Source organism: Paraglaciecola sp. MB-3u-78 (assembly GCF_002835935.1).
Classification (GTDB): Bacteria; Pseudomonadota; Gammaproteobacteria; order Enterobacterales; family Alteromonadaceae; genus Paraglaciecola.
In genome coordinates, this window is sequence record NZ_PJCF01000004.1 from 585,992 (window position 1) to 610,361 (window position 24,370).

Sequence of the window (24,370 nt, forward strand, 5' to 3'; positions counted from 1 at the left end):
GTTAGCAGTCATGAGCGATTAATCGAGTTGATGAAATGAACACCTTGATTAAACTGCGCTATAAGCCTGTTGATAATGATAAAAGCCAGTTAATCACCCAAGCTATTATGGTCAATCAAATCACTGATTTCGATAAACAATCTGATGACTTTAGGTTTGCCAGTAGCGTAGTGGGATTTGCTCATTTATTAAAGCAGAGTCACTATTGGCAGGATATGAGCTATCAACAAATTATCGACATCGCGTCAGGGGCTAAAGGTAAAGACAAGTTTGGGTATCGTGCCGAGTTTATTAACTTGGTGCGCAGCAGCGCGTTGTTACAAGCCAATATTCCTAATCAACAAGGCGAAAAATCACAGTCAACAGAATTGAATATTAAAGGTTTTACCCGCACTATTGAGGTTAAACCGACTCTGTTGACTGCCCATTGAAACAACCTCTGAATCCTAACGCTAGTTCTGCTGAGTCAGTACAATCCACCGCTGACTCAGCAGATTATCAGATACAAACAGTCAGCCTAACAAGACAAGCGTCAGAAGAGCAGATGTTGGACAAGTCTGTGTTCGAAGACGATTTTACAAAAATAACATCGATGTCATTGCCTGATATGTCTAAACTGGCAGAGTTATTAAAACAACAAAGGCAACAATTGGAATCAGCGGTTGCTGACCTTGTTCCATAAAATTTATTAATTAAAAAAGAGAGGGTTACATTGAAAATTTGGGTAGATGCGGATGCATGTCCAGTGGTAATTAAGGATATTCTATTTCGTGCCGCAGAGCGTAAAAAGGTTGAAACCATCTTTGTGGCCAATCAATATATTCGTACCCCTGGGTCTAAGTTTATTCGCTCTATGCAAGTTAGTGCTGGGTTTGATGTGGCTGACGACGAAATAGTGCGGCAAATTGAACCCAATGATTTAGTGATCACCAGTGATATTCCGTTAGCCGCAGAAGTGATTGAAAAAGGCGGTCAGGTATTAAGCTCAAGAGGAGAGCTGTTTACCACTGAGAATATCCGCGCTCGACTCAATATCCGCGACTTTATGGACACCATGCGTGCCAGTGGTGAACAATCAGGTGGGCCGCCGCCATTAAATCAAATGGATAGACAGAATTTTGCTAATCATCTGGATAGGATACTCACTGCAAATACATAACGCTTGGGGCGATGAAAGTGCAAGTGTTAAACACCTGCACTTCAATATAAAGTGCCTACCCTAAAAAGGTTACTAAAATATAATCTAAAATTTGAGTCATTATTTTTGGTAGCTATTGATTAACGATTGCCAGAGTTTCCACTGGATTGACCTTTATTTCTATTCCGTGAGTGATTGCTTTTAGGCGGCTGCCCACCAGAAGAATTACGCCCAGAACGTTGCCCATCTCTGTGACCAGTTTGAGCTTGCTTCGGCTTTTTGGCTTTAATGGGTCGTTGACCCAGTTTTGATTCAGGTAACGGCTGTGTGGGTTCAAAACCAACAGTAATTTTTCTCTGAATAAGTTGTTTGATCAGTATTTCAATATCGACTAATTCTTTGAATTCATCTTGTGTCACCATCGATATTGCTTGACCAGTTGCACCAGCGCGACCAGTACGTCCAATTCTATGGACATAGTCTTCGGGTACATTGGGTAAATCAAAATTGACTACTTGGGGTAATTGATCAATATCCAAACCACGGGCAGCAATATCAGTTGCTATCAAGGCTTTCACTTTACCTTGCTTAAAGTCTGCAAGTGCTTTGGTACGTGCACCTTGACTCTTATTGCCATGAATAGCTGCTGAGCTAATACCATGGGCTTCAAGCTGCTTGGCAATGCGGTTAGCACCATGTTTAGTGCGACTAAAAACCAATACCTGTTGCCAATCATTTTGTTTAATCAAGTGGGTAAGTAGTTGGGATTTTTTACTTTTGTCTACTGGATACACCCATTGTTCAACTAAATCGACTGTGGTGTTAGCAGGTGATACGGATATCTCTATAGGGTTATTGACTAAACCTTTGGCAAGTTTTCGAATGTCGTCAGAAAAAGTCGCTGAAAACATCAAATTTTGACGTTTTTGAGGTAACAACTTTATTATTTTTTTGATGTCGTGAATAAAGCCCATATCTAACATACGATCGGCTTCGTCCATAACAAGGATTTCTAACTCGCTAAACTTCACTGCATTTTGGTTGTATAAGTCAAGAAGACGACCCGGTGTGGCAACTAATATATCCACGCCTTTACGTAATTTAATCATTTGGGGGTTAATACCCACGCCGCCAAATACTACGGCAGACTTTAAAGGTAGGTCTTTGCCATAAGTTTGCACACTTTCTGCTATTTGCGCTGCCAACTCTCTTGTGGGAGTCAGTATCAATGCCCGAGCTTGATTAGGCCGGGCTGATTGTCCTTGGCTAAGTAAATGTAAAATTGGCAAAGTGAACCCCGCCGTTTTACCGGTACCTGTTTGTGCCGCAGCCATTACGTCACTACCTTGCAATACTGCTGGTATGGCTTTAGCTTGAATTGGAGATGGGGTGGTATACCCTTTACTGGCTACAGCGGATAAAATTTTTGGTGATAGGCCTAGGTCGGCAAAACTCATAGATAATTCTCAAATAGGGTGATTAGCTTATTTGCCTGGCAAAGTCGTAGACAGTGTCAGACATAGCTTAAATTTTAAACAGCTTAAAATAGTCGCGGGAGGATACAGTAAACAACACATAATAACACTTAGACTATCAATAAAATGCCGCAAGACAGTGAAGTCTTGCGGCATTTTCTAAACTCTTGCGAGTATTTAATTGAATAGTTTACGAACCTGGGCGAGTTGCTGGTGCTGCAGCTGCATTCGATGAACTTGAAAACGACTTACCAGAGCGTTTAACTTCTGGTCTGGCGGCGTCGTCCAGAGAACCGATTTTAACATCAACAAAGGCTTCATCAATGGAAGCAGGTCGAGCCATAGGGGCAGACACTGATTCTTTCTTGGTTGGCTTAGCAGGCATTTTCACAGACGTGGCTTTTTTGGGCGTTTTCTTAGCTGGCGCTTTTTTGATCGGCGCAGAAACATCTTCTTTTTCAGACTCAGTTGCAGCCACAACACTTTCGTTTGCAGTTGCAGGTTGAGCAGCCGATTCGGGTGAATCGACACCTTGATTAGACTTTGTCGCCGATGTCACCGCTACCTGAGCTGGTTTTTCTTCAGGCACAGATACTACAGGTGTTGTTTCGACTTTAGGCGCAGCAACCGGTTCATCAAACTGAAGTTCATCTTGAGTCACTTGAGCTTCAGTTGCTTCAGTTTCGTCTTTCTCGTCACCTTCTTTACGACGTTTTTGACCCGCCGCTCGAATGTGTCTAGGAGAACGACGACTGCGAGTACGAGTTGTAGACTCTTCATCTTTATTCGTTTCGCTATCTGCTGGAGTGTCTATGTTGTCAGATACCGCTTCTGGGGCAACATCTACTTGTGCAGGTTCAACGGTTTTTTGCTCATTCAATGCTGTACTCTCTAATACGGCATCATTTTTAACGACTATTTCTGGTTGCTCAATAATGGCCGCCTGAGTTTCTTTAACCGCTTCTACTACTTTATTTTTCTCGTCATTATTATCGTCAACTCTGACACTACGTCTGGTATCGCGGCGTTTTCTGCGTTCTGCTACCTGTTCTTTTTTCTTGGCAGGTGCCGGCGCTGCAGCAGGTGCTGGTGCAGCGTTTTTTGACACCATAGCTGCATCTTGTGTTGCTTCTACTGGTTTGTCATCGCGGCGTGGTTTGCGGTTATCATTTCTAGGTTTACGATCAGAACGTTCGTTTCTGTCATTCTTATCATTTTTATCATTTCTATCTGGACGTTCGGAACGATTAGCGGACTGTTCACCGTGCTCTTTACGCTCATGATTTTTGCTATTACGTTTGTTTCTATCAGGGCGAGGATTTTTATTTTGACGCTGATTAGTACCTTGATTACGAGTATGAGTCGTTTTCTTAGGAACCACTTTTTCTTCCGCTTTAAATAACCCAGAAATCCATTTACTAGCTTTATCTATTAAGCTTTCTGATTTAACTTTAGAAGAAGCTGAAGCGAGGGGAGCTTTTTTCTGCTCCGGTGCAATAAGGCTTTGCAGAGCAGGTTGTTCTTTAGCCATTGCTGGTGCAACATTTTTATCGGTAATATTTTCTTCTTGCTCTATTAATGGCAAGTTATAACTCATTTCCTGAACCGCGTCATCTGGGCGTCTGCGAGCAACGCTATACTGGGGAGTTTCCATTTTAGGATTAGGAATAATAACAAGCTGCACATTGTGACGTTTTTCAACGCTGCGCACTGAACTACGTTTTTCATTTAGTAAATAAGTCGCAACATTAACAGGTAACTGGGCTTCTATTTGCCCTGTATTATCTTTAATGCTTTCTTCTTCCATAATACGCAGCACAGATAATGCTAAGGACTCGGTACCACGAACCGTACCGTGGCCACTACACCTTGGGCAAACGTTATTAGCTGAATCACCTAAAGAGGGACGTAAACGCTGCCGTGACATTTCTAGTAAACCAAAACGTGAAATACGGCCTAACTGAACCCTTGCTCTGTCACCACGGACTGCGTCCTTCATGCGGTTTTCAACTTCACGTTGATGACGCACTGGGGTCATATCGATAAAGTCAATGACCACCAAACCGCCAGCATCACGCAAGCGTAATTGACGTGCAATTTCGTCTGCCGCTTCAAGGTTGGTATTAAAGGCTGTTTCTTCAATATCGCTACCTTTTGTTGCTCGGGCAGAGTTAATGTCTATTGAAATCAACGCTTCGGTAGGATCAATCACGATTGAGCCGCCTGAGGGAAGTCTTACTTCACGTTGGAAAGCCGATTCAATTTGGCTTTCAATCTGATAATGACTGAACAGTGGCACATCACCATTATAAAGTTTTACGCGATTAGCGTAATCAGGGCGCATTTGCTCAACATGTTTTAATGCTCTTTCGTGTACAACGGCATTATCGATAAGGATTTCACCAATATCACGTCTTAAGTAATCTCGAATTGCGCGAACTACTACATCACTTTCTTGGTGTATAAGGAATGGAGCAGGGCGAGAGTCAGCCATTTCTTTAATGCGGCCCCAGCCTGATACTAGGTAATCTAAATCGTATGCAAGCTCTTCAGTTGTTTTACCTACACCAGCGGTTCTGACGATTAAACCCATGCCGTCTGGTAAGTCTAAACCACCTAAAGCGGCTTTTAATTCAGTACGTTCATCGCCTTCAATACGACGAGATACGCCGCCAGCACGAGGATTATTTGGCATTAAAACTAAGTAGCTACCTGCTAGACTGATAAAGGTGGTTAAGGCTGCGCCTTTTTGGCCACGTTCTTCTTTATCAATTTGAATAATAACTTCTTGGCCTTCTTTGATCACCTCTTTAATATTGGGGCGACCTTCAAATCTATAACCTTGGGGGAAGTAAGTTCTGGCAATTTCTTTTAGAGGAAGGAATCCGTGACGATCCGCGCCATAATCGACAAATGCAGCTTCTAAACTAGGCTCTACGCGGGTAATTGTACCTTTATATATATTGGATTTTTTCTGTTCGTGACCTGGGCTTTCTATGTCCAAATCATACAATTTTTGACCATCTACAAGTGCAACTCGCAATTCTTCTAGCTGAGTGGCATTGATTAACATTCTTTTCATTCTTGTTAGCTCGGTAAAGTACCGATCACCACAAGTAAAGAACTACGCAGTAATGTGACAATTATTCAATGCAGCCTCACGACTGTATCCTAAAAGTTAAGTTTTTTGAGCCTAAATGTTATTGCCATTAATTATTTAATGCACTGTTTTTAAACACTTTACCTATATTTTATAGGCGCTAAACAAGGCTGCTAGTTTAGCTTACTGATTAAATATTCTAAAACTTAGTTGTATTCAAAAACGAATGCTTGTCTGGCTATTCATTATTCAAATATCTTGTCAATTCTTTTGTATTCTTTACATCAATGGCGATCAATAGGTTAATTATATCGCTGATGTAAGGGTTCTGTTTAATCAAGCTTGTGAAAAGTTACTCGCTTCACAGTTGATTAGCCGTATTAAGCTTGCAAGATACGTTCTAAGATAGACGTTTTACGACAAATTGGTCGTTTTTGCATACAGAACTGATTAATCCATCTGTTTGTTTCAAACATTCATTACATGTTTTAAAACACATGCATTATCACATTAAAGCACTGACACTGGCAAGACATTAAAATACTGGACATTTACCATAGCAATCCAGTTATAATACCCGGGCTATGACAGACCTAACAATTCCAAAAGTTCAATTTATTACTATCGATCCCGAGCTTGAAGGGCAAAGGATAGATAACTATTTACGCACTTTCTTAAAAGGAGTGCCTAAAAGCCGTATTTATCGCATTTTGCGTAAAGGCGAAGTGCGAGTGAACAAAAAACGGGTTAAGCCCGAATATAAATTACAGGCCAACGATGAGTTGCGAATTCCTCCTGTCCGAGTATCTGAGCCAACCGATTTACCATCTACTAAGCTGAATAAAGTATCGAGCTTAGAAAACCATATATTGTACGAAGATGAGTGGTTGATTGTGTTGAACAAACCTTCAGGCACAGCGGTACATGGTGGTAGTGGTTTAAGTTTTGGAGTGATTGAAGCACTCAGAGCATTACGTCCACAGCAAAAGTTCTTAGAGTTAGTACATAGGCTAGATCGGGACACGTCTGGTTGTTTATTGATCGCAAAAAAACGTTCTGCATTAAAAAACCTCCATGAGCAGCTCAGAGATAGAAAGGTAGATAAACGTTATCAAGCCTTAGTGTCAGGAGAATGGCCCGCTAATCGCTTTAAGGTGAAAGCGCCATTGTTAAAGAACACTTTAAAGTCTGGCGAACGAGTTGTGTTGGTTGATGAAGAGGGTAAACCCTCAGAAACACGCTACCGCATTTTGGAATCCTTTAATCAAGCCACTTTAGTTGAGGCTTCACCTATTACAGGTCGTACTCACCAAATTCGGGTACATTGTTTACATGCGGGTCATCCGATTGCGGCCGATAATAGGTACGGTGATAAAGACTTTGACCAAAGAACATATAAAATAGGTCTTAAACGATTATTTTTACATGCACACTCATTGGCCTTTATTCATCCTAATACTGATGAAAGAGTGACTTATAAAGCACCTTTGGAGCCAAGTCTGATCAGTGTGTTGAAGAGACTGAGATGTGAAATATAAAGCAATTATTTGATATCCAAGATGAAAACACTGCAATGGCCCTTTTTCATACCTATAAAAAACATTTTAAAGAACATACACAAATAAACAGTCCACTTTTTAATGGTGCGATAACGTTATTAGAAGGACTAAAACAACGAGGCTACATATTGGCGGTAGCCACTGGAAAAGGACGCCAGGGTTTAGATCACAATTGGCATCATTCAAATACAAAACACTTTTTTAGTACATCTAAGACTGCATATAATCAAATAAGTCCACAGACATAGTCTTAAATAAATCCATTAAGGCAATCAAAGGTAACCCAATTAATGTATTTGGGTCTCTGCCATCGAGTGATTCAAACAATGCAATACCTAAACCTTCACATTTAAAGCTGCCTGCACAGTCATAGGGTTGTTCAATTCGTAAGTAAGTTGAAATTTGACCCTCTGTTAAGGTTTTAAATGTGACATCAAAGGTTTCTACTATGTGAGCTAATTGATTTTTAGCTGAATGAACCAAGCACAATCCAGTGTATAACGTCACCGTTTGGCCACTAAACATCAACAGTTGTTGTTTGGCGGTAGCAAAGTCTCCCGGTTTACCTAAGACTTGACCATTAAAACTGGCCAATTGATCTGAACCAATAACATAACTATTAACATTGGCTTCTTTTGTAGATATGGCTAATGCTTTACTTTTGGCTAGACGTTCGACTTGATCAGAAATTGTTTCCCCCAATACAGACGATTCATCAATATTGGGGGTGACACAAGTGAACGGAATATGCAGTTTTTTTAAGATGGTTTGGCGGTAAGAGGAGCTCGAAGCCAGAATGATTTTCATAGATAAGGGTGACTGTCTCTTAAAATAATACTAGAAGCATATAAAATGCAGCGCTCAGTGTCATTAACAATGATTTTCTTTGACTAAGTTGTGATGTTTCTATAATATGCGCGCGCTATGCAGAGAGTGAAACTACCCAAGCTGGTTGACCCAGTTAAAAACGCAACTATACGCTCCGATTATCGGGGAGTCATACTGTCGTCTGAAATGCCAAGGTTGCTTGGATCAGTTGCTGATATTGCCAAAGAAATAGATGTTGAAATTAAATTTGCTAAAGACGAGCAGGGTCTTAGTTACTTTCAAGGTCATATGGCATGTTCAACATCACTTATCTGTGAGAGATGTAATGAAGTCTTTGATCATCCTATGGATGTATCTTTTTGTTTTAGCCCCGTGCAGAGTGTTAAAGAAGAAGACAAAGATGAGTTACCGGATAGTTACGAACCGGTTGAGGTCAATGACCAAGGAGAAATCAATTTATTTCAAACCCTTGAAGACGAACTGATTTTATCATTGCCGATTGTAGCCCTTCATGCAGAGAAGGATTGCAAACAAAAGCGCGATAAAATGAGCTTCGGAAAAATTGAACCGGTAGATGAACGTCCAAACCCGTTCGCGGTTTTGAAAGAACTTAAGCGAGACTAGGAGTAAAGTAATGGCTGTACAGAAGAGTAAGAAAACTCGTTCAAGACGTGGCATGCGTCGTTCACACGATGCGCTTGGTACTGCGACTTTGTCTGTAGATTCAACGTCAGGTGAGACACATATACGTCATCACGTGACCGCTGATGGTTACTACAAAGGCAAAAAAGTTTTATCTCTTTAATTTAAAGTGACGAAATTTTGAGTCGTCTAACCTTAGCGTTAGATATCATGGGGGGCGATAACGGCCCCCATATTATTTTTCTTGCTGCATTAACCGCACTGCAACAAACCCCTCATTTACACCTTATATTATGTGGTCCTTTGACCGTTATGTCTCAGTGGCTAAACCAACAATTACCCAATATTCAAGCTCGTATCACCTTGTCCGACTGCCCACAACATGTAGCTATGGACGAAGCGCCCGCTCATGCTTTACGTCATAAAAAAAACTCTTCGATGCGACGTATATTAGATTTAGTTAATAGTAAAGAAGCAGACGCTTGTGTCAGCGGCGGTAATACCGGCGCTTTGCTCAGTATGGCGTATTATGTGTTGAAAACCTTACCTGGCATAGACCGACCTGCTCTTATTACACTGATACCAACCATAAACAATGGCAAAGTGTATTTTTTGGATTTAGGCGCGAATATTAATTGTGACTCAGACGTGTTATTCCAATATGCCGTGATGGGTTCTGTATTGGCGGAGCAAATTTCCAATATCAAGCAGCCAAGAGTGGCGTTACTGAATGTTGGTTCTGAAGAAATCAAAGGCAATGACCAAGTTAAACATACTGCTAGATTATTAACTGATTCCCAAAATATTAATTATATTGGATATGTTGAAGGTAACGATATCTTCTCCCAGAAAGCGGATGTAATAGTTACTGATGGCTTTGTGGGGAATATTGCGTTGAAATCCTGGGAAGGGCTGGTGAACTTTGCTATTCAAGAAATTAAAAAAGCATCACAGCATAATTGGTTGTCTAAAATTGTGGCAAAAATAGCGACTCCTTTTTTCCGTGGTATTTATTTACGTATGAAACCCGACCAGTATAACGGAGCTAGTCTGATAGGATTGCGCGGAATTGTGGTAAAGAGCCATGGTAATGCCTCTTCAGAGGCTTTTTTGTATGCTATCCGCGAGGCAATACAACAAGTCGAGATGCAGGTCCCAGATAAAATAAAAGATAAAATTGAAGCTGTTTTAATGGAGCGCCACGAATAAATGAATTCCAGAATAATTGGCACAGGTAGTTATTACCCTAGTGATGTAAGAACCAATGCAGATTTGTCTGTGATGGTTGATACCTCAGATGAATGGATTACCGATCGCACCGGTATCAAAGAGAGACGCATTATTGGCGCCAATGAAACGGCTGCGACTATGGGCTTTGAAGCCAGTAAAAAGGCATTAGAAGCAGCGGGCATTGATGCCAAATCTTTAGACATGATTGTATGTGCCACAACAAGTGGCCGTTACGCGCTACCTAGCACTGCTTGTGAAATTCAAAAAGCATTAGATGTAGATGGTATACCCGCATTTGATGTGGCTGCTGCCTGCGCGGGTTATTGTTATGCACTCAGTGTGGCTGATCAGTATATAAAAAGCGGTATGGCTAAACGAATATTGGTAGTGGGAACAGATTGTTTGAGCCGAATGATTAGCCCTGAAGACCGTACTATGGTCATCTTATTTGGCGATGCAGCAGGCGCCACTATTATTGAAGCAAGTGAAGAGCCCGGTATTTTATCAACCCATATTCATGCTGCTGGCTCCTACGGTGATTTATTGACCATAGGCAACCCGCAACACGGTGATGAGCAATCTGTGCATGAAAACTGGGGGAGTATGAAAGGCAATGAAGTATTTAAAGTTGCCGTCACTAAATTAAGTGAGGTAGTTGAACAAACGTTAGCTGCTAACAACATGAAAAAATCAGATTTGGATTGGTTAGTGCCACATCAGGCGAATTTCCGGATTATTAAAGCGACGGCTAAAAAATTAGAGATGCCGCTGGATCGGGTGGTCATGACCCTTGAACAATATGGTAATACTTCTGCTGCTACAGTACCAACGGCCCTAGATACAGCTATACGAGATGGCAGAATTAAACGCGGCCAAAATCTTCTTCTTGAGGCTTTTGGTGGCGGTTTTGCTTGGGCATCTGCGTTAGTACGTTATTAAAATACTATTTTAGAGAATCAATTATGAGTAAACAAGCATGGGTTTTTCCTGGTCAAGGATCCCAAACTTTAGGTATGTTAAGTGAGCTAGCTTCCGAATATGCCATCATTCAGGAGACTTTTGCTCAAGCCAGCGAAGCCTTGGGTTATGATTTGTGGGATGTGGTTCAAAATGATGAGCAAAAACTCAATCAAACCCATATTACCCAACCCGCTTTGTTAGCCGCAAGTTATGCAATTTATAAACTTTTAGTCGAAAAAGAACTCAGTCAACCGGTATATCTGGCGGGTCATAGTCTTGGAGAGTATTCCGCTTTAGTCTGTGCTGGAGTCATAGATTTTACTGATGCTGTTAAATTGGTTGAAGCTCGAGGCCAATTTATGCAACAAGCGGTGCCTGCGGGCACAGGAGCTATGTACGCTATTATTGGTTTGGATGACGACAAGGTGGTTGCAAGTTGCCAGCAGGCACAAGCAGAAACCAATGAAGTTGTGGCAGCGGTTAACTTTAATTCGCCAGGACAAATCGTGATCGCTGGGAATAAAAACGCTACAGATGTAGCCGCGAATTTGTGTAAAGAACATGGTGCAAAACGCGCATTGCCATTGGCCGTTAGTGTGCCGTCTCATTGTGCATTGATGAAACCAGCAGCAGAACAACTGGCAAGTTTGCTTAAAGACATTCAGTTTCAGACACCTAAAATCCCCGTTATCAATAATGTCGATGTGGCCTACCCAAATGATCCTGAAGCGATAAAGCAGGCTTTGGTTAAGCAATTATATAGCCCAGTTAGATGGACCGAAACTGTCACAATGTTAGCCGAACTTGGGGTTGAAACTTTATTAGAAATGGGGCCAAGTAAGGTATTAACTGGATTAACTAAGCGTATTGATAAACGCTTAAGTTGCACGGCAATTAACACAATTGATTCTGTTAATTCATTGATTTAATTTAATAATTTTTTGTAGAGAGAATGTATGGCTAGTTTAAATGGCAGTATTGCACTGGTAACTGGTGCAAGTAGAGGAATTGGAAGAGCAATAGCCGAGCAGTTAGCTGCAGATGGTGCAACCGTTATAGGTACTGCAACATCTGAAAAAGGGGCTCAGGCAATCAGTGATTATCTAGAAGGTAGTGGAGAAGGTAAAGTACTCGACGTTGCCATACCCGATTCGATGCAAGCTTTACTGGCTGACATCACCGAAAAGCACGGCGCTGTGGATATATTGGTCAATAATGCTGGGATCACCCGTGATAATTTATTGATGCGTATGAAAGATGACGAATGGCAAAGCATTATGGATACTAATTTGACATCCATTTTTAAAATGTCTAAAGCAGTGCTTCGCGGTATGATGAAAAAACGTAAAGGACGTATTATTAATATCGGTTCTGTCGTTGGCTCTACAGGTAATGCTGGTCAAGCCAACTATGCCGCTGCGAAGGCCGGTGTGATTGGTTTTAGTAAGTCTATGGCCCGTGAAGTTGCGTCTAGAGGTATTACTGTTAATGTGGTTTCACCAGGTTTTATTGATACTGATATGACAAAAGCATTAACGGATGACCAAAAAGAAAGTATATTTAAAGATATTCCAGCAAACCGTTTAGGGGACCCTAAAGAAATAGCGGCGACGGTTGGATTTTTAGCAAGTGATGCTGCTGCATATATCACTGGTGAAACGATACACGTCAATGGCGGCATGTATATGGGGTAAAAGGTGATAAAGTTTACAATTATTGTTGCTTTATCAAACGAATAAATATTTACTAATCTGTGAGTGGTTAGACCAGAAAAAAAGTTGACCCTGCTACTTGCAAGGGGTCACTTTGCTGAATACACTACTCACAAATTTATATCTAGCGACTTAAAGGATAACTAGAATTATGAGTACTATCGAAGAACGTGTAAAAAAAATCGTCATTGAACAACTTGGTGTTAAAGAAGAAGAAGTTAAACCAGAAGCTTCCTTCGTTGACGATTTAGGTGCGGATTCACTAGACACTGTCGAATTAGTAATGGCTCTTGAAGAAGAGTTCGATACTGAAATTCCTGATGAAGAAGCTGAAAAAATTACCACTGTTCAGTCTGCTATTGACTACGTTAACGCTAATAAAGACGCATAATTTTTTTAAAAAAAAACGGTCCTCTCCGGACCGTTTCTTCATTCAATCACATATACTTTCATAATTAGTCGGAGGCCGATGTGGCTAAACGTCGCGTTGTTGTGACCGGTCTAGGCATGCTATCACCTGTTGGTAATACTGTAGACTCTAGTTGGAAAAACATTCTTGCGGGCAAAAGTGGAATTGCAGCTATCACCTCTTTTGATTGTACTTCCTTTACAACTCAGTTTGCAGGTGAAGTCAAAAACTTTAATGCCGAGGAGTACATTCCCAAAAAAGAAACCAAAAAGATGGATAGGTTTATTCAGCTAGGTATTGCTGCAGGTAAACAAGCTCTGGTGCATTCTGGTTTAGAGGTTACAGCTCAAAATTCGGCAAGAATTGGTGTTGCAATTGGTTCTGGGATTGGCGGTTTGGGTTTAATTGAAGAAAATCATCGTCGAATGCTTGAATCTGGTCCAAGAAAAATATCCCCCTTTTTTGTTCCTGCCACTATCACTAATATGATCTCTGGCTTTTTCTCCATATTTGAAGGACTCAAGGGTCCAAATATCAACGTTGTTACAGCCTGTACTACTGGTGTTCACAATATTGGAATTGCTGCCCGTATTATTGCTTATGGGGACGCTGACGCAATGATTGCCGGTGGTGCTGAGTCGACTGTCTGTGCTCTAGGTATCGGTGGATTTGCTGCAGCCCGTGCATTATCAACACGTAATGACAACCCTGAAGCCGCAAGCCGGCCATGGGATAAAGATAGAGATGGTTTTGTAATGGGCGAGGGGGCCGGCGTCGTGATGTTAGAAGACTATGACTCTGCTGTAGCGCGCGGCGCAACTATTTATGCGGAACTAGTAGGTTTTGGAATGAGCGGTGATGCTTACCATATGACTTCACCGCCACCAGATGGTGAAGGTGCCGCAGCTGCTATGGTCAACGCTATTAACGATGCCAAGATTGACGTTAACGAAATTGGTTACATCAATGCACACGGTACATCCACTCCAGCAGGGGATGTGGCTGAAGTCGCTGCCATCAAACATGTGTTTGGTGAACATGCAAACAGGGTTTTGGTGAGTTCCACCAAATCGATGATCGGACATCTACTTGGAGCCGCAGGCTCAGTTGAAGCTATCTTTACTATATTGGCATTACGAGACCAAGTTGCACCACCGACTATTAATTTAGATAACCCTGGGGAAGGTTGCGATCTTGATTTTGTTGCTCATACTGCAAGACCTGCGAAATTGGATTATGCCTTATGTAATTCTTTTGGTTTTGGTGGTACAAATGGCTCATTGCTGTTTAAAAAATAGTAGGCAAAATGTAGCTTATGAGTATTATTGATTATCTTTTAGGTATATAGACGCAAGAATGAATGATTGTTAACGGTCGGCAGCAGCAACATATAGAGATTGCAGACAGAGCCTTTCAGTATGGTGATGGCTGTTTTACTACTTTGGCGTTTAGACATGGTGGTCTTGAGTTTTTTGCTGCTCATATCGAGCGTCTAAAGTGGGCTTGTAAAACACTGTCTATCAATTTTGATAAGTGGGATGAGTTACGAAGATGCATAGTTGATTCATTGACATCCACGAGTGACTGCGTTGTAAAAGTGACGATTACCCGAGGCGAGGGTGGTAGGGGGTATAATCCAGAAGGAGCTATAAACCCTAACTTTGTGATTACTCAGCACAACATTCCAGTACATTACCCTCTTTGGCAAACCGATGGTATTAAGTTAACCATCAGTCCTATTAAGCTAGCGAAACAACCTTTGCTTGCTGGCATCAAACATCTAAACCGTTTAGAACAGGTTTTGGTTAAACAATCACTGGCACAAACGGGTTATGATGATGCCGTTGTTTGTGATACTCAGCAACACATAGTTGAAAGCTCTGTCGGTAATCTGTTTTGGTACAAGGATACTAGTTGGTATACCGCAAACCTGACAGAATCAGGGGTGGAAGGCGTTATGCGTAACCATGTATTGGCTGTTATGCAAGAAAAAGGCATAGAATGTCAGGTGGTTAAGCAGGAAGTTATTGAGTTGTTTTCTGCTCATGAGCTTTTTGTGTGTAATTCTTTAATGCTATTGGTTCCAGTAGTGAGTTTGTTTGATCCTATCAATAAAAAACATCAAGAGTTTGAGGTAGCCCAATCCAAACAGTTACAGCATTATATTCAGCAAACAATTGATACCAAGGCGTTAAAAATTTAATGAAAATTATAAAGTGGTTATCGATTTTTGCGTTTTTAATCGGCATTATTTTTGTCGTAACCTTGTTTCATTTTGACAAAAAAGTACATCAACAAATTAATATCACTGAGGCAATGGTATACCAAGTTAAATCCGGTCAATCAGCCAAAGGGATTGTGAATCGACTCAAAGACCAAGGGGTTATTTCCGATAACATTGGCCTTAAAATTAGATTAAAGCTGGAACCAGAACTCGCGAATATTAAAGTTGGAACCTACGAATTATTACCGTCCATGAGTGCATTAGATTTATTGGAGCTTTTTTCTAGTGGTAAAGAAATGCAATTTTCAATCGGTTTAATTGAAGGGCTGAATTGGCGGGAGTGGTTATTAGTTTTAAAAGCCCATCCCCAGATTAAATTTAATAACGATTTTCAACAGCAACTTGATGCTTTATCAGCCCAATTACCTGAGCAGTCAATTGAAGGCTATCTTTTACCTGACACCTATCATTTTGTGGCGCAAACAGCTGCGATTGAGTTGGTTAAACGAGCCCATTTAAGTATGCAACAATATCTGGACGGGGCGTGGGAGAGCCGAGCATTAGACTTGCCTTATGCTTCCGCTTACGAAGGTTTGATAATGGCATCCATCATTGAAAAGGAAACGGGCGTACCAGAAGAGCGGCCACGAATTTCTGGGGTCTTTGTCAATCGACTTAATCTGAATATGCGTTTACAAACTGATCCTACTGTTATTTATGGCATAGGTGAAGATTTTGATGGCAATATCCGGCGCAAAGATTTAAAAACCGCCACACCTTACAATACTTATGTGATTAAAGGGTTACCGCCAACCCCTATTGCCATGCCAAGTAAACTAGCCATCGATGCTGCTTTTAATCCATTAACAACTGAAGAGTTGTATTTTGTATCTAAGGGTGATGGCAGCCACAAATTTTCAACCACTTTGCAAGAACACAATCTTGCGGTGCGTAAATATCAATTAAACAAATAAGAGAGTCTTAGTTGCACATATCAGGTAAATTCATCGTTATTGAAGGTTTGGAAGGCGCTGGAAAGAGCAGCGCAGTAGCGATATTGACGCAATCTATCCAAGCTGCTGGACATATTGTGATTAATACTAGGGAGCCTGGCGGTACTGCTATGGCTGAAGCTATCAGAGATGTAGTTAAACACGACTGGCATGATGAAAAGGTCACGGTAGAAGCTGAGTTACTATTAATGTATGCCGCACGAGCGCAACTAGTACAAAATGTTATATTGCCAAATTTAGAAAAAGGTCACTGGGTACTTGGAGACAGGCATGATATGTCTTCCCAAGCTTATCAGGGAGGAGGTCGTCAGATTGATCAGAGCATGATTGAAAACCTAAGAGCCATCACCTTAAAAGACTTTAGACCAGACTTTACCTTGTATATGGACGTTGAGCCTAAAGAAGGGCTTAAACGAGCAAAAGGGCGAGGTGAGCTAGACCGTATTGAACAAGAAGATGTGAGTTTTTTTGAGCGGACCCGAGAACGATACCTGCTATTAGCCCAGCAAGATAAAAATTGTGTAGTGATCAATACCATGCAAAGTATAAAAGCAGTGCATAACGATGTTGAGCTAGCTATTAACCAATTTTTGGAGAGCTAAGTGTTTCCATGGTTGGAGGATTCATTTAAACAGCTAGGTAGTAGAATTGCTGCTAATAAACTGCATCACGCGCTACTTATTCAAGGCCCCGCTGGTTTAGGTAAATCAAGCTTTGTTTTGCAGTTAGCCCAGTTGCTGTTATGCAAAGCTAGGCAAGGGCATAAGGTATGCGGTCAATGCCAATCTTGCTTACTCAATGCTGCGACCACTCATCCAGATTTACATGTGGTAGAGTCTGATAAACAAATTGGTGTTGATCAGATACGCGACGTCATTAAAAAGTTAGTGAGTTCTGCCCATTTGTCAGGAGCAAAGGTATTGATTATCTATGATGCTCATACGATGACCGAGTCAAGCGCTAATGCCTTATTAAAAACTTTAGAAGAGCCTACGGCTAATACTTTTTTACTACTCACTACTGATAAGCCGGAGCGTATATTAGCGACAATCAAAAGTCGCTGTGAAAAGTTAGCCTTACCTTTACCCCCTTTGGATGCAACGCTGGCTTGGGTGAAAACCCAATTTGATGGGGAAATTGATATCAATTTTGCTAAGTTGTTTAGTGCTCGCCCGTTAGCTTTGTTAGCTGAGCTACAAGAAGAACAAAAATTTACCTATGATATCTTCAGCCGAGGTTTAGAAGCGTTATTGCAAGGACAAACTAATGCCATGCAGCTAGCAATGGATTGGCAAGACAGTGCCGATAAAGTACTTAAGTGGACGCAATATTGGGCTCGGCAGCAATGTACTGATGATGCCCCTGAAACCGTTTGGCAACTGCACCAACAAGCAACTAAAGTCACCCAACAATTGCGTAATCCTGGAGTGAATAAAACGTTAGTGTTAACAGAGCTATTAGATAAACTTGCCCTTGTAAAAGTTGCATTAACTTAACCCTATAAAAGATGGAAAAATTACGTGTTTGTAGATTCACATTGTCACTTAGACCGATTAGATAAAACCCCAGAAGAACTTTCTGAGGTGCTCAATTTTGCAAGACATCGTGGTGTCGAACACTTTTTATGCGTCTCGGTGTCTGTTAAAGACTTCCCTATGATGTTAGACACAGTTAAAGGGTTTAATGATGTATCTGTCTCTTGTGGAGTACACCCATTACATCAAGAAGATGCTTGTAGTTATGATGAGCTACTTAACATGTCTGATAATGAAGAGGTAGTAGCCATAGGCGAAACAGGCTTAGATTATTTTTATAGCGCTGAAACTAAGTCTGTACAGCTCACCTCTTTCGTTGATCATATTAAGGTTGCCAATAAGTTAAACAAACCTTTAATTATCCATACACGAGATGCCCGCGAAGATACCCTTGATTTACTTAAGCAGCACAAAGACCGATCAACCAAAGGTGTACTTCACTGCTTTACCGAAAACTGGGAAATGGCGCAGGCAGCGATAGAGTTGGGTATGTATATCTCGATATCTGGGATAGTCACCTTTAAAACAGCAATTGAGTTACAAGAGGTGGTGAAAAAAATTCCATTAGACAAATTACTCATAGAAACTGATTCGCCTTGGTTAGCGCCGGTTCCGTATCGAGGCAAACCCAATCAACCGGGTTTTGTAAGAGAAGTAGGGGAGTTCATCGCTAATTTGAAAGGTGTAAGTACGCAAGAGTTGGCTAAAATAACAACGAACAATTTTTATGATTTGTTTGCTATCAAGCGAGCAGTTTGAAGTTGTTATAGAGGGTCCGGTTTTTAAATTTTCAAGATGCAAACTTATCGTAAGCGCTTAATAAACCTACGTCCTTATTCCGACGGGCAATCTGCTGCATAATTTCCTCATTACAAACGTATGAGGAAAACAAAGTGACCGCAACATCAAATTTAAAGCAGGAAGCTCCGCTGTGGCGTGAGCATGTGACTCAGTGGCGTGACTCAGGTTTAACCCAAGCTGCCTATTGTCGAGATCACGACCTGTGTCCACACAACTTCAGCTACCACAAACGCAAATACTCAACCGCACTGGTACCCATTAACCACAAACCCTCCGGTTTTGTCAGTGTGCAGCGATTACCTGAGCCGCAACATCATGATCCACTCTCATTGCACTTTACCAATGGTGTTCGTCTGATAGGTATCACGGCAAGTAACGTGTCAGTGGTTAAACAATTAGCCGAGTTGTTGTCGTGAGCAAAGTGATGCGTCCAGGTGTGGAGCTCACTCAGGTTTTTCTTTACCAACAGCCGATTGATTTTCGCAAGGCACACTTGGGATTATCTGCCATCATTGAATGTGAGTTGGGGCACGACCCCTTTGCCGGTCACCTTTATGCATTCACCAATAAACGGCGTAATAAAATCAAGTGTCTGTTCTGGGAAGATAATGGTTTTGTGTTGTATTACAAAAGCCTGTCAGAGGAAAAGTTCAAGTGGCCAAAGCGTGATGATAAGGTGATAACACTGACCGGGCAGCAAATTAATTGGCTGCTTGATGGCTATGATATCAGTGCCATGAAAGGTCATAAAAAGTTGCATTATGAGGCCGTTTTTTAAGGTAATCAATGCGCTAATTTGGTATACTTTACGGCATGAAATTAGCGCCGCAAGACACTGAAAATAAAGCAAAATTACATCTGGATGCGATGAGCCAGATGACCGCATTGCTGTCTGAAAAAGACGATGTCATCGAACAGAAAACGGATGTCATTGCCGAGCAAAAGAAACGAATAGCGATGCTTGAAGAGTACTTGCGGTTGGCCAACTCAAAACGTTTTGGCGCCAGCTCTGAGCAAACACCACCACAGCAAGGTCACCTGTTTAATGAAGTAGAAGCGGTGGCTGAGCCTGAGCCTGTCGACTCACCTTTACCTACAGGCAACGAGCCAAAGGCCAAAACCGGTCGCAAGCCACTGTCCGACAAATTGCCCCGCCTTCAGGTGTTCGCTTATTTGAGTGATGAAGAAAAAGTGGGTGCCATTGACACCTTCTTTGTCAAAGTCAGGGAAGAGCTGGATATCATTCCCGCTCAGGTACGTGTATTGGAATACATGCAGGAAAAAGCGACCTTCAAAACACAAGATGATGGCCGCACGGTGAAAGCCGCCCAGCTTATCAAACATCCTGTCCCCAAGGCCATGGGGAGCGTCAACCTGATGACCTATATCATTATTTCAAAATACGCCGATGGCATGCCGCTTTATCGACTTGAAAACATCATCAAACGTTATGGCGGTGAAATATCAAGGGCCACACTGGCCAACTGGGTGATTGCCCTGTCGAAACAAGCCCAACCTTTAATTAACCTACTCAGGGAGCATCAACATTCGGGCCCACTGATTTGTGCGGATGAAACCCGCATTCAAGTATTGAAAGAGCCAGATCGTTCGCCCACTTCACATAAATGGATGTGGGTAACCCTGGGCGGGTTACCGCAGCAACGAAGTGTCTTGTTTGAATACGATCCCTCCCGTGGCAGGGAGGTACCCTTGCGCCTGCTTGATGGGTTTACCCATGGCTACCTGCAAACCGATGGCTGTGCCAGTTATAACGAGGTATGCAGACAAAATCAGTTAATCTCGGTGGGTTGCTGGGATCATGCACGACGAAAATTCCGTGAAGCCAAAGATGGGCAACCCAGGGCAATGAAAGGCAAGGTAACCAAAGCGGATATGGCACTGAGCCTTATCAATAAGTTGTACGTGGTAGAGCGTCAAATCAAATTGCTAAGCGCGGATGAAATTTATCAGGCCAGGCAACAAAGAAGTGTGCCCATACTCAGCGAGCTGAAAACATGGCTGGAGCTCAATCGCCCCAGAGTCGACAAAGGAGGATTGACGGGCAAGGCGATGACCTATTTACATAATCAGTGGGAAAAGCTAATGGTTTACAGTACGGATGGTCGGCTGAGGCTCAGCAATATTCTGGCTGAAAATGCCATTCGTCCCTTTGCTGTTGGTAGGCGCGCCTGGTTATTTGCCGATACCCCAGCAGGCGCTAATGCCAGTGCAATCCATTATAGCCTGATTGAGTCAGCCAAAATTCATGAGCTTGAACCTTACGCTTATCTCAATGCCGTGTTCAAGGCGTTACCCTATGCTGACACGGTTGAAAAGATCGAAGACCTCCTGCCATGGAATTTCAAAAATTCAAAACCCAGTTGGCTACCCCCGCACGTTCAATAGCGCTTACTGTGAACTGTTAGATTATGACAAGGATATTTATACTTGGAAAGTACGTCGGTTTATTAAGCGCTTACAACTTATCTGACTTAATGGACAAATATTTGTGTTATGCCATTTTGGTTATTGACTACATACCACAACACTTTTTGAATTTCTTACCACTACGACATAAACATTGGCTATTACGTTCTGGACTAAATTCTCCAGAACCTTTTTGCATTGTCCCATGGTTATACAACCACTTTCCTGATTCAAAAATAAAACCTGATAATTCATGCATCACATAATAAGTATGATGCACTTGATAGAAGGCTTTAAATTCTACCTGAGCAGTGTGTGTTTGACAGTGGTGTGTTAAGACTTGCAGAGATAGCCATTGTGTATCTTGAGCACTATCTGATAATTCACTAATAGTTATATGAGTACGTTTGGCTGATGAGTAGGTGTCTAAGATGTACTGATAATTTTTTAGAACATAAGCAGTAAAACGTGAACGCATTAACGCTTCAGCATTTTTAGCATCCACTTTGCCATTAATAATCGGCTGGCAACATTGTTCAAATGTGAACCCGTTACCACAAAAGCAGTGTTTAATAGTCGTCGCCAAAATCAAGTAACCTAATCAAATTGATAGGCAAGCCTAGGCGATGAGAAGGAACATAGTCAATAGCGCCTATAGGTGTTTGTTAAACTTAGTCCTTTACCAAGGGCCTTTTACTACGTTATCTTTTTGCTCTTTGTTTGGCATCAAATTGACTAGTGCGACTTTGTAATCAATACATAGTTGTTTCAGACGTTTAAAGCTTATTTCATCCAATGACAGCTGCTCAACAAACAAATTTGAACATTGACCGCCAGTAACAATTTTTTCTAGCCATAGTGACAAGCAGTGTTGTTTGGGTTTAATCAGGCGTATGCAATTAACTCGTTTTTCAGAAAATCGAATATGATTGGCCACTAAAAAAGTCCATTTATTTGCATGCTCAACATTTATATCGTTGTTATGCCTATTATCTGCAGGCACTTGCATAGTGGCTAGTGGAGTAGAGTTACTTGTAAACGCATGTAAACTTGCCATAATGATCTCTCAACAGTGATGTTATATACAGTGGTTGTTTATACAGTAGTACTGTATAAATCATCATGCAAGCTTTTTTTTACTCTGGTTTGTTTTAGTTCGTTTATTTAACCTTGTGTTGTTCTCATTAATTTTAACTCAGCTATTGGCATGAACGAATAGACTGTTAATTCAGCACAAAATTTCATCACGGAAATCTGAGTGATTCTTGTGTCGTGTTTTATTAACTAAATTTTTCTGCAACAGCGGCAGAGGAGGGCATAAACAAGGTGCCGTATAATTTGGAAGCAAAACCATCTGTCATACCTGAGATATAATCGGCAATCACTCTGTGACCATTCCCTGCTTCATGGGCTTCTAACCAGCGTTGGCAGGTGTTGTCAGGGAGTAACCTCTGTGGATCTGAAGCAAAAGCTTGAAATAATTCCATGACTATTTGTTGGCCTTTATACTCGAGCATTTGTATTTCGGGCTTTCTGATAACACGATGAAATACATAAGCCTTGAATATACTTAGCGCCTGATTAAATGGAGCGGGAAACACTGCGTTATATTTAAGTAAATCTTGCTCAAATTTTGGTGCAATTTCAGTTATCTCAATATTGGTAATAAAACAATTAACCAAAGCACCTATGGCATCTTTACGTTCGTGGTGATGTTGACTAAAGAGTTTTTCGCTGAGCGCCGCTATATTTTGGTTCATCCAATCAATGTCTAGTTTGAGCAACGTTTCTGCTACTTCTTCAAAAAATTGTGACTGGTTGACTATGCCCATTACGATCGCATCTTCAAGATCATGGATGGCGTAAGCAATATCATCTGCCAACTCCATAATAGAACAGTCAAATGATTTATATAGGGTTTTGTGATGACTTTTGGCGGTTTGCTTAAATTGCATAAATCGTTGAGAGTCATGGGCAGAAACCCCCTCAAGTAACCAGTCAAAAGAAGCTTGATCGCACTCATATAAACCTTTGGGAGGATTCCAAAGGGATGCTTTAACTTCTCTATGGGACACTGTCTCTTGCCCTTGAGGTGGCTGATTAAGTTGTGGAAGATAGTTCGGATATTTGATTAAACCCAACAAGGTACGCCTACTAAGATTCATGCCATGATTAGCGGTATAGGGTTCCAGTTTAGTGACTATTCTAAATGTTTGGCCATTTCCTTCGAATCCGCCATGGTTGCGCATCATATAATGTAGCGCCACCTCACCACCATGGCCGTAAGGGGGATGACCAATATCATGAGCTAAACATAACGCCTCAATTAAAGTGTCATTCAAATCTAGATGTTGGGTTAATTCAGGGTACTTACTTCTTAGCTGTGCAGCGATGCCTTGGCCAATTTGTGATGCTTCTAAGGAATGAGTAAGCCGAGTGCGATAAAAATCACTCATGCCGACACCTAATACTTGGGTTTTCGCTTGTAATCGTCTGAATGCAGCAGAATGCAGAATTCTGGCTTTATCACGTTGGTAAGAAGTGCGATGGTCACCCTGGCGTTGAAGTTTTTGGCCATGCCTGCGCTGTGTCCATATTTCCATAACTTACATCTGCTCCACACTTAATTATTTGAGGCGAACTACTTTAACGTTATGTGACCAGATGCTGCTGAGTTAATCAAGCCATTGTTTAGTCATATAATGAATGTTCTTCTTGGGTAATTTCGTCGAGGCTTAAGCTAAAACTGGGCACATAAGCTTTCATGAAATAATCGACTTCACTTGAGTGATAATCCTTCAACATTTTGTCTAAACGTTTTTTGGCTAGTTCAAATTCCTTATTTCCAGCAGAAAGTTCTTCTAGGGTTTTAAGATAGGCACATATTACATCGGCAGCTTTAACGATAAAGGCGACGTCTTTATTATGATGATGGTGATCAATCAGCTGTGCATAATCTTCTTTAAACTCCTCTGGAGCCATATTAATCAACTTTTGTTCTGCGAGCTTTTCAATCTTTTTATATTCGTCACGTATGATTGGATTTGAATATTTTATCGGTGTGGGTAAATCGCCAGTGATCACCTCTGATACGTCATGAAACATAGCAATAGTGGCTACTTGATTGGGATCTAAATCACCATCAAAATATTTATTGCGGATCAGTGCCAAAGCATGAGCCACCATAGCCACTTGTAAACTGTGTTCTTGAACATTTTCTGTTCGTATATTGCGCATTAAAGGCCATCTGTTTATCAATTTCATTCGTGATAGATGGGCAAAGAAGTGACTTTGATTAGGTGATATGTTGTTCATGT

Annotated in this window: 28 protein-coding genes; 21 read left to right on the forward strand and 7 right to left on the reverse strand. The window is 41.4% G+C overall.

All coding sequences use genetic code 11. From position 1 onward, the window contains the following. The first annotated feature begins 35 nt into the window (after window positions 1-35). From CXF95_RS09350 to CXF95_RS09360, 3 genes are read left to right on the forward strand one after another with little or no spacing between them, the layout of a single operon-like run. On the forward strand, window positions 36-431 hold the full coding sequence (locus tag CXF95_RS09350) for a YfbK domain-containing protein (RefSeq protein WP_198556539.1): 396 nt from the start codon (window positions 36-38) through the stop codon (window positions 429-431). Next, on the forward strand, window positions 428-682 hold the full coding sequence (locus CXF95_RS09355; RefSeq protein ID WP_101198407.1) for a hypothetical protein: 255 nt from the start codon (window positions 428-430) through the stop codon (window positions 680-682). The genes CXF95_RS09350 and CXF95_RS09355 overlap by 4 nt, the downstream gene beginning before the upstream one ends. Before the next feature lie 30 nt (window positions 683-712). Beyond that, the gene (locus CXF95_RS09360) at window positions 713-1,159 is read left to right on the forward strand and encodes a YaiI/YqxD family protein (protein WP_101198408.1); all 447 of its coding nucleotides are present in this window, start codon (window positions 713-715) and stop codon (window positions 1,157-1,159) included. 119 nt (window positions 1,160-1,278) lie between these two features. Here CXF95_RS09360 and CXF95_RS09365 read toward each other — a convergent pair whose 3' ends face one another. Together CXF95_RS09365 and rne are read right to left on the reverse strand one after the other, a co-directional pair. Next, window positions 1,279-2,595 (reverse strand): DEAD/DEAH box helicase, encoded by a 1,317-nt coding sequence (locus tag CXF95_RS09365; RefSeq protein WP_101198409.1) that lies wholly within the window; start codon window positions 2,593-2,595, stop codon window positions 1,279-1,281. Between the two features lie 208 nt (window positions 2,596-2,803). After that, entirely contained in the window at window positions 2,804-5,686 is a 2,883-nt protein-coding gene (gene rne, locus CXF95_RS09370; RefSeq protein WP_101198410.1) for a ribonuclease E, read from the reverse strand. A 611-nt stretch (window positions 5,687-6,297) separates the two neighbouring features. Here rne and rluC point away from each other — a divergent pair. Both rluC and CXF95_RS09380 read left to right on the forward strand, forming a co-directional pair. Continuing rightward, entirely contained in the window at window positions 6,298-7,251 is a 954-nt protein-coding gene (gene rluC / locus CXF95_RS09375; RefSeq protein ID WP_101198411.1) for a 23S rRNA pseudouridine(955/2504/2580) synthase RluC, read from the forward strand. Further along, window positions 7,248-7,520 carry an HAD family hydrolase gene (locus CXF95_RS09380; protein ID WP_369809309.1) on the forward strand — a complete coding sequence of 91 codons (273 nt, stop codon included), beginning with the start codon at window positions 7,248-7,250 and terminating at the stop codon, window positions 7,518-7,520. The genes rluC and CXF95_RS09380 overlap by 4 nt, the downstream gene beginning before the upstream one ends. Here CXF95_RS09380 and CXF95_RS09385 read toward each other — a convergent pair. Continuing rightward, window positions 7,483-8,079, reverse strand: a complete 597-nt coding sequence (locus tag CXF95_RS09385) for a nucleoside triphosphate pyrophosphatase (protein ID WP_101198413.1) — start codon at window positions 8,077-8,079, stop codon at window positions 7,483-7,485. The two genes, CXF95_RS09380 and CXF95_RS09385, sit on opposite strands and share 38 nt — an antisense overlap. Window positions 8,080-8,196: 117 nt before the next feature. Here CXF95_RS09385 and yceD point away from each other — a divergent pair, with 117 nt between their 5' ends. The 16 genes from yceD to CXF95_RS09465 all read left to right on the forward strand — a co-directional run bounded on the left by yceD (window position 8,197) and on the right by CXF95_RS09465 (window position 21,032). Next, window positions 8,197-8,724 carry a 23S rRNA accumulation protein YceD gene (yceD, locus tag CXF95_RS09390; RefSeq protein ID WP_101198414.1) on the forward strand — a complete coding sequence of 176 codons (528 nt, stop codon included), beginning with the start codon at window positions 8,197-8,199 and terminating at the stop codon, window positions 8,722-8,724. Window positions 8,725-8,734: 10 nt separating this feature from the next. Further along, window positions 8,735-8,905, forward strand: a complete 171-nt coding sequence (rpmF, locus tag CXF95_RS09395) for a 50S ribosomal protein L32 (RefSeq protein WP_007635479.1) — start codon at window positions 8,735-8,737, stop codon at window positions 8,903-8,905. A 17-nt stretch (window positions 8,906-8,922) separates the two neighbouring features. Next, window positions 8,923-9,951 (forward strand): phosphate acyltransferase PlsX, encoded by a 1,029-nt coding sequence (gene plsX, locus CXF95_RS09400; RefSeq protein WP_101198415.1) that lies wholly within the window; start codon window positions 8,923-8,925, stop codon window positions 9,949-9,951. Then, window positions 9,952-10,911 carry a beta-ketoacyl-ACP synthase III gene (locus tag CXF95_RS09405; RefSeq protein WP_101198416.1) on the forward strand — a complete coding sequence of 320 codons (960 nt, stop codon included), beginning with the start codon at window positions 9,952-9,954 and terminating at the stop codon, window positions 10,909-10,911. A gap of 23 nt (window positions 10,912-10,934) precedes the next feature. Continuing rightward, the gene (fabD, locus tag CXF95_RS09410) at window positions 10,935-11,861 is read left to right on the forward strand and encodes an ACP S-malonyltransferase (protein ID WP_101198417.1); all 927 of its coding nucleotides are present in this window, start codon (window positions 10,935-10,937) and stop codon (window positions 11,859-11,861) included. A 27-nt stretch (window positions 11,862-11,888) separates the two neighbouring features. Further along, window positions 11,889-12,626, forward strand: a complete 738-nt coding sequence (gene fabG / locus CXF95_RS09415) for a 3-oxoacyl-ACP reductase FabG (protein WP_101198418.1) — start codon at window positions 11,889-11,891, stop codon at window positions 12,624-12,626. Between the two features lie 169 nt (window positions 12,627-12,795). Then, window positions 12,796-13,035: an acyl carrier protein gene (gene acpP / locus CXF95_RS09420; RefSeq protein WP_007620501.1), complete on the forward strand. Its 240-nt coding sequence runs from the start codon at window positions 12,796-12,798 to the stop codon at window positions 13,033-13,035. 80 nt (window positions 13,036-13,115) lie between these two features. After that, window positions 13,116-14,351 (forward strand): beta-ketoacyl-ACP synthase II, encoded by a 1,236-nt coding sequence (fabF, locus tag CXF95_RS09425; protein ID WP_101198419.1) that lies wholly within the window; start codon window positions 13,116-13,118, stop codon window positions 14,349-14,351. 62 nt (window positions 14,352-14,413) lie between these two features. Next, window positions 14,414-15,256, forward strand: a complete 843-nt coding sequence (gene pabC / locus CXF95_RS09430; protein WP_101198420.1) for an aminodeoxychorismate lyase — start codon at window positions 14,414-14,416, stop codon at window positions 15,254-15,256. Beyond that, window positions 15,256-16,251, forward strand: a complete 996-nt coding sequence (gene mltG / locus CXF95_RS09435; protein WP_101198421.1) for an endolytic transglycosylase MltG — start codon at window positions 15,256-15,258, stop codon at window positions 16,249-16,251. The genes pabC and mltG overlap by 1 nt, the downstream gene beginning before the upstream one ends. A gap of 11 nt (window positions 16,252-16,262) precedes the next feature. Further along, window positions 16,263-16,892, forward strand: coding sequence for a dTMP kinase (gene tmk, locus CXF95_RS09440; RefSeq protein ID WP_101198422.1), 630 nt, complete (start codon window positions 16,263-16,265; stop codon window positions 16,890-16,892). Then, window positions 16,893-17,786 (forward strand): DNA polymerase III subunit delta', encoded by an 894-nt coding sequence (gene holB, locus CXF95_RS09445; RefSeq protein WP_101198423.1) that lies wholly within the window; start codon window positions 16,893-16,895, stop codon window positions 17,784-17,786. It abuts the gene before it with no gap. 24 nt (window positions 17,787-17,810) lie between these two features. After that, window positions 17,811-18,584: a TatD family hydrolase gene (locus tag CXF95_RS09450; RefSeq protein WP_101198424.1), complete on the forward strand. Its 774-nt coding sequence runs from the start codon at window positions 17,811-17,813 to the stop codon at window positions 18,582-18,584. A gap of 134 nt (window positions 18,585-18,718) precedes the next feature. Beyond that, window positions 18,719-19,042, forward strand: coding sequence for a hypothetical protein (locus CXF95_RS30510; protein WP_232787551.1), 324 nt, complete (start codon window positions 18,719-18,721; stop codon window positions 19,040-19,042). Beyond that, window positions 19,039-19,404, forward strand: a complete 366-nt coding sequence (gene tnpB, locus CXF95_RS09460) for an IS66 family insertion sequence element accessory protein TnpB (RefSeq protein ID WP_101197177.1) — start codon at window positions 19,039-19,041, stop codon at window positions 19,402-19,404. Before CXF95_RS30510 ends, tnpB begins: the two co-directional genes overlap by 4 nt. A gap of 35 nt (window positions 19,405-19,439) precedes the next feature. Continuing rightward, complete coding sequence (locus CXF95_RS09465; RefSeq protein ID WP_198556450.1) at window positions 19,440-21,032, forward strand: IS66 family transposase; 1,593 nt, start codon at window positions 19,440-19,442, stop codon at window positions 21,030-21,032. Window positions 21,033-21,159: 127 nt separating this feature from the next. Here CXF95_RS09465 and CXF95_RS09470 read toward each other — a convergent pair whose 3' ends face one another. From CXF95_RS09470 to yfbR, 4 genes are all read right to left on the reverse strand, one after another. Continuing rightward, on the reverse strand, window positions 21,160-21,639 hold the full coding sequence (locus tag CXF95_RS09470) for a YchJ family protein (RefSeq protein WP_101198425.1): 480 nt from the start codon (window positions 21,637-21,639) through the stop codon (window positions 21,160-21,162). A 93-nt stretch (window positions 21,640-21,732) separates the two neighbouring features. Then, a complete protein-coding gene (locus CXF95_RS09475; protein WP_101198426.1) occupies window positions 21,733-22,110 on the reverse strand; it encodes a hypothetical protein in 378 nt (125 codons plus the stop codon). A 223-nt stretch (window positions 22,111-22,333) separates the two neighbouring features. After that, a complete protein-coding gene (locus CXF95_RS09480; RefSeq protein WP_101198427.1) occupies window positions 22,334-23,656 on the reverse strand; it encodes an anti-phage deoxyguanosine triphosphatase in 1,323 nt (440 codons plus the stop codon). Window positions 23,657-23,744: 88 nt separating this feature from the next. Continuing rightward, window positions 23,745-24,368: a 5'-deoxynucleotidase gene (yfbR, locus tag CXF95_RS09485; RefSeq protein ID WP_101198428.1), complete on the reverse strand. Its 624-nt coding sequence runs from the start codon at window positions 24,366-24,368 to the stop codon at window positions 23,745-23,747. Between the last annotated feature and the right edge of the window lie 2 nt (window positions 24,369-24,370).

Bases quoted from the DNA above. Each gene is read 5' to 3' on its own strand.
- CXF95_RS09350 (WP_198556539.1), top strand. From the start codon at position 36: ATGAACACCTTGATTAAACTGCGCTATAAGCCTGTTGATAATGATAAA.
- CXF95_RS09365 (WP_101198409.1), bottom strand. From the start codon at position 2,595: ATGAGTTTTGCCGACCTAGGCCTATCACCAAAAATTTTATCCGCTGTA.
- rne (WP_101198410.1), bottom strand. From the start codon at position 5,686: ATGTTAATCAATGCCACTCAGCTAGAAGAATTGCGAGTTGCACTTGTA.
- rluC (WP_101198411.1), top strand. From the start codon at position 6,298: ATGACAGACCTAACAATTCCAAAAGTTCAATTTATTACTATCGATCCC.
- CXF95_RS09385 (WP_101198413.1), bottom strand. From the start codon at position 8,079: ATGAAAATCATTCTGGCTTCGAGCTCCTCTTACCGCCAAACCATCTTA.
- yceD (WP_101198414.1), top strand. From the start codon at position 8,197: ATGCAGAGAGTGAAACTACCCAAGCTGGTTGACCCAGTTAAAAACGCA.
- rpmF (WP_007635479.1), top strand. From the start codon at position 8,735: ATGGCTGTACAGAAGAGTAAGAAAACTCGTTCAAGACGTGGCATGCGT.
- CXF95_RS09405 (WP_101198416.1), top strand. From the start codon at position 9,952: ATGAATTCCAGAATAATTGGCACAGGTAGTTATTACCCTAGTGATGTA.
- fabD (WP_101198417.1), top strand. From the start codon at position 10,935: ATGAGTAAACAAGCATGGGTTTTTCCTGGTCAAGGATCCCAAACTTTA.
- fabG (WP_101198418.1), top strand. From the start codon at position 11,889: ATGGCTAGTTTAAATGGCAGTATTGCACTGGTAACTGGTGCAAGTAGA.
- acpP (WP_007620501.1), top strand. From the start codon at position 12,796: ATGAGTACTATCGAAGAACGTGTAAAAAAAATCGTCATTGAACAACTT.
- pabC (WP_101198420.1), top strand. From the start codon at position 14,414: ATGATTGTTAACGGTCGGCAGCAGCAACATATAGAGATTGCAGACAGA.
- mltG (WP_101198421.1), top strand. From the start codon at position 15,256: ATGAAAATTATAAAGTGGTTATCGATTTTTGCGTTTTTAATCGGCATT.
- CXF95_RS09465 (WP_198556450.1), top strand. From the start codon at position 19,440: ATGAAATTAGCGCCGCAAGACACTGAAAATAAAGCAAAATTACATCTG.
- CXF95_RS09475 (WP_101198426.1), bottom strand. From the start codon at position 22,110: ATGGCAAGTTTACATGCGTTTACAAGTAACTCTACTCCACTAGCCACT.
- CXF95_RS09480 (WP_101198427.1), bottom strand. From the start codon at position 23,656: ATGGAAATATGGACACAGCGCAGGCATGGCCAAAAACTTCAACGCCAG.
- yfbR (WP_101198428.1), bottom strand. From the start codon at position 24,368: ATGAACAACATATCACCTAATCAAAGTCACTTCTTTGCCCATCTATCA.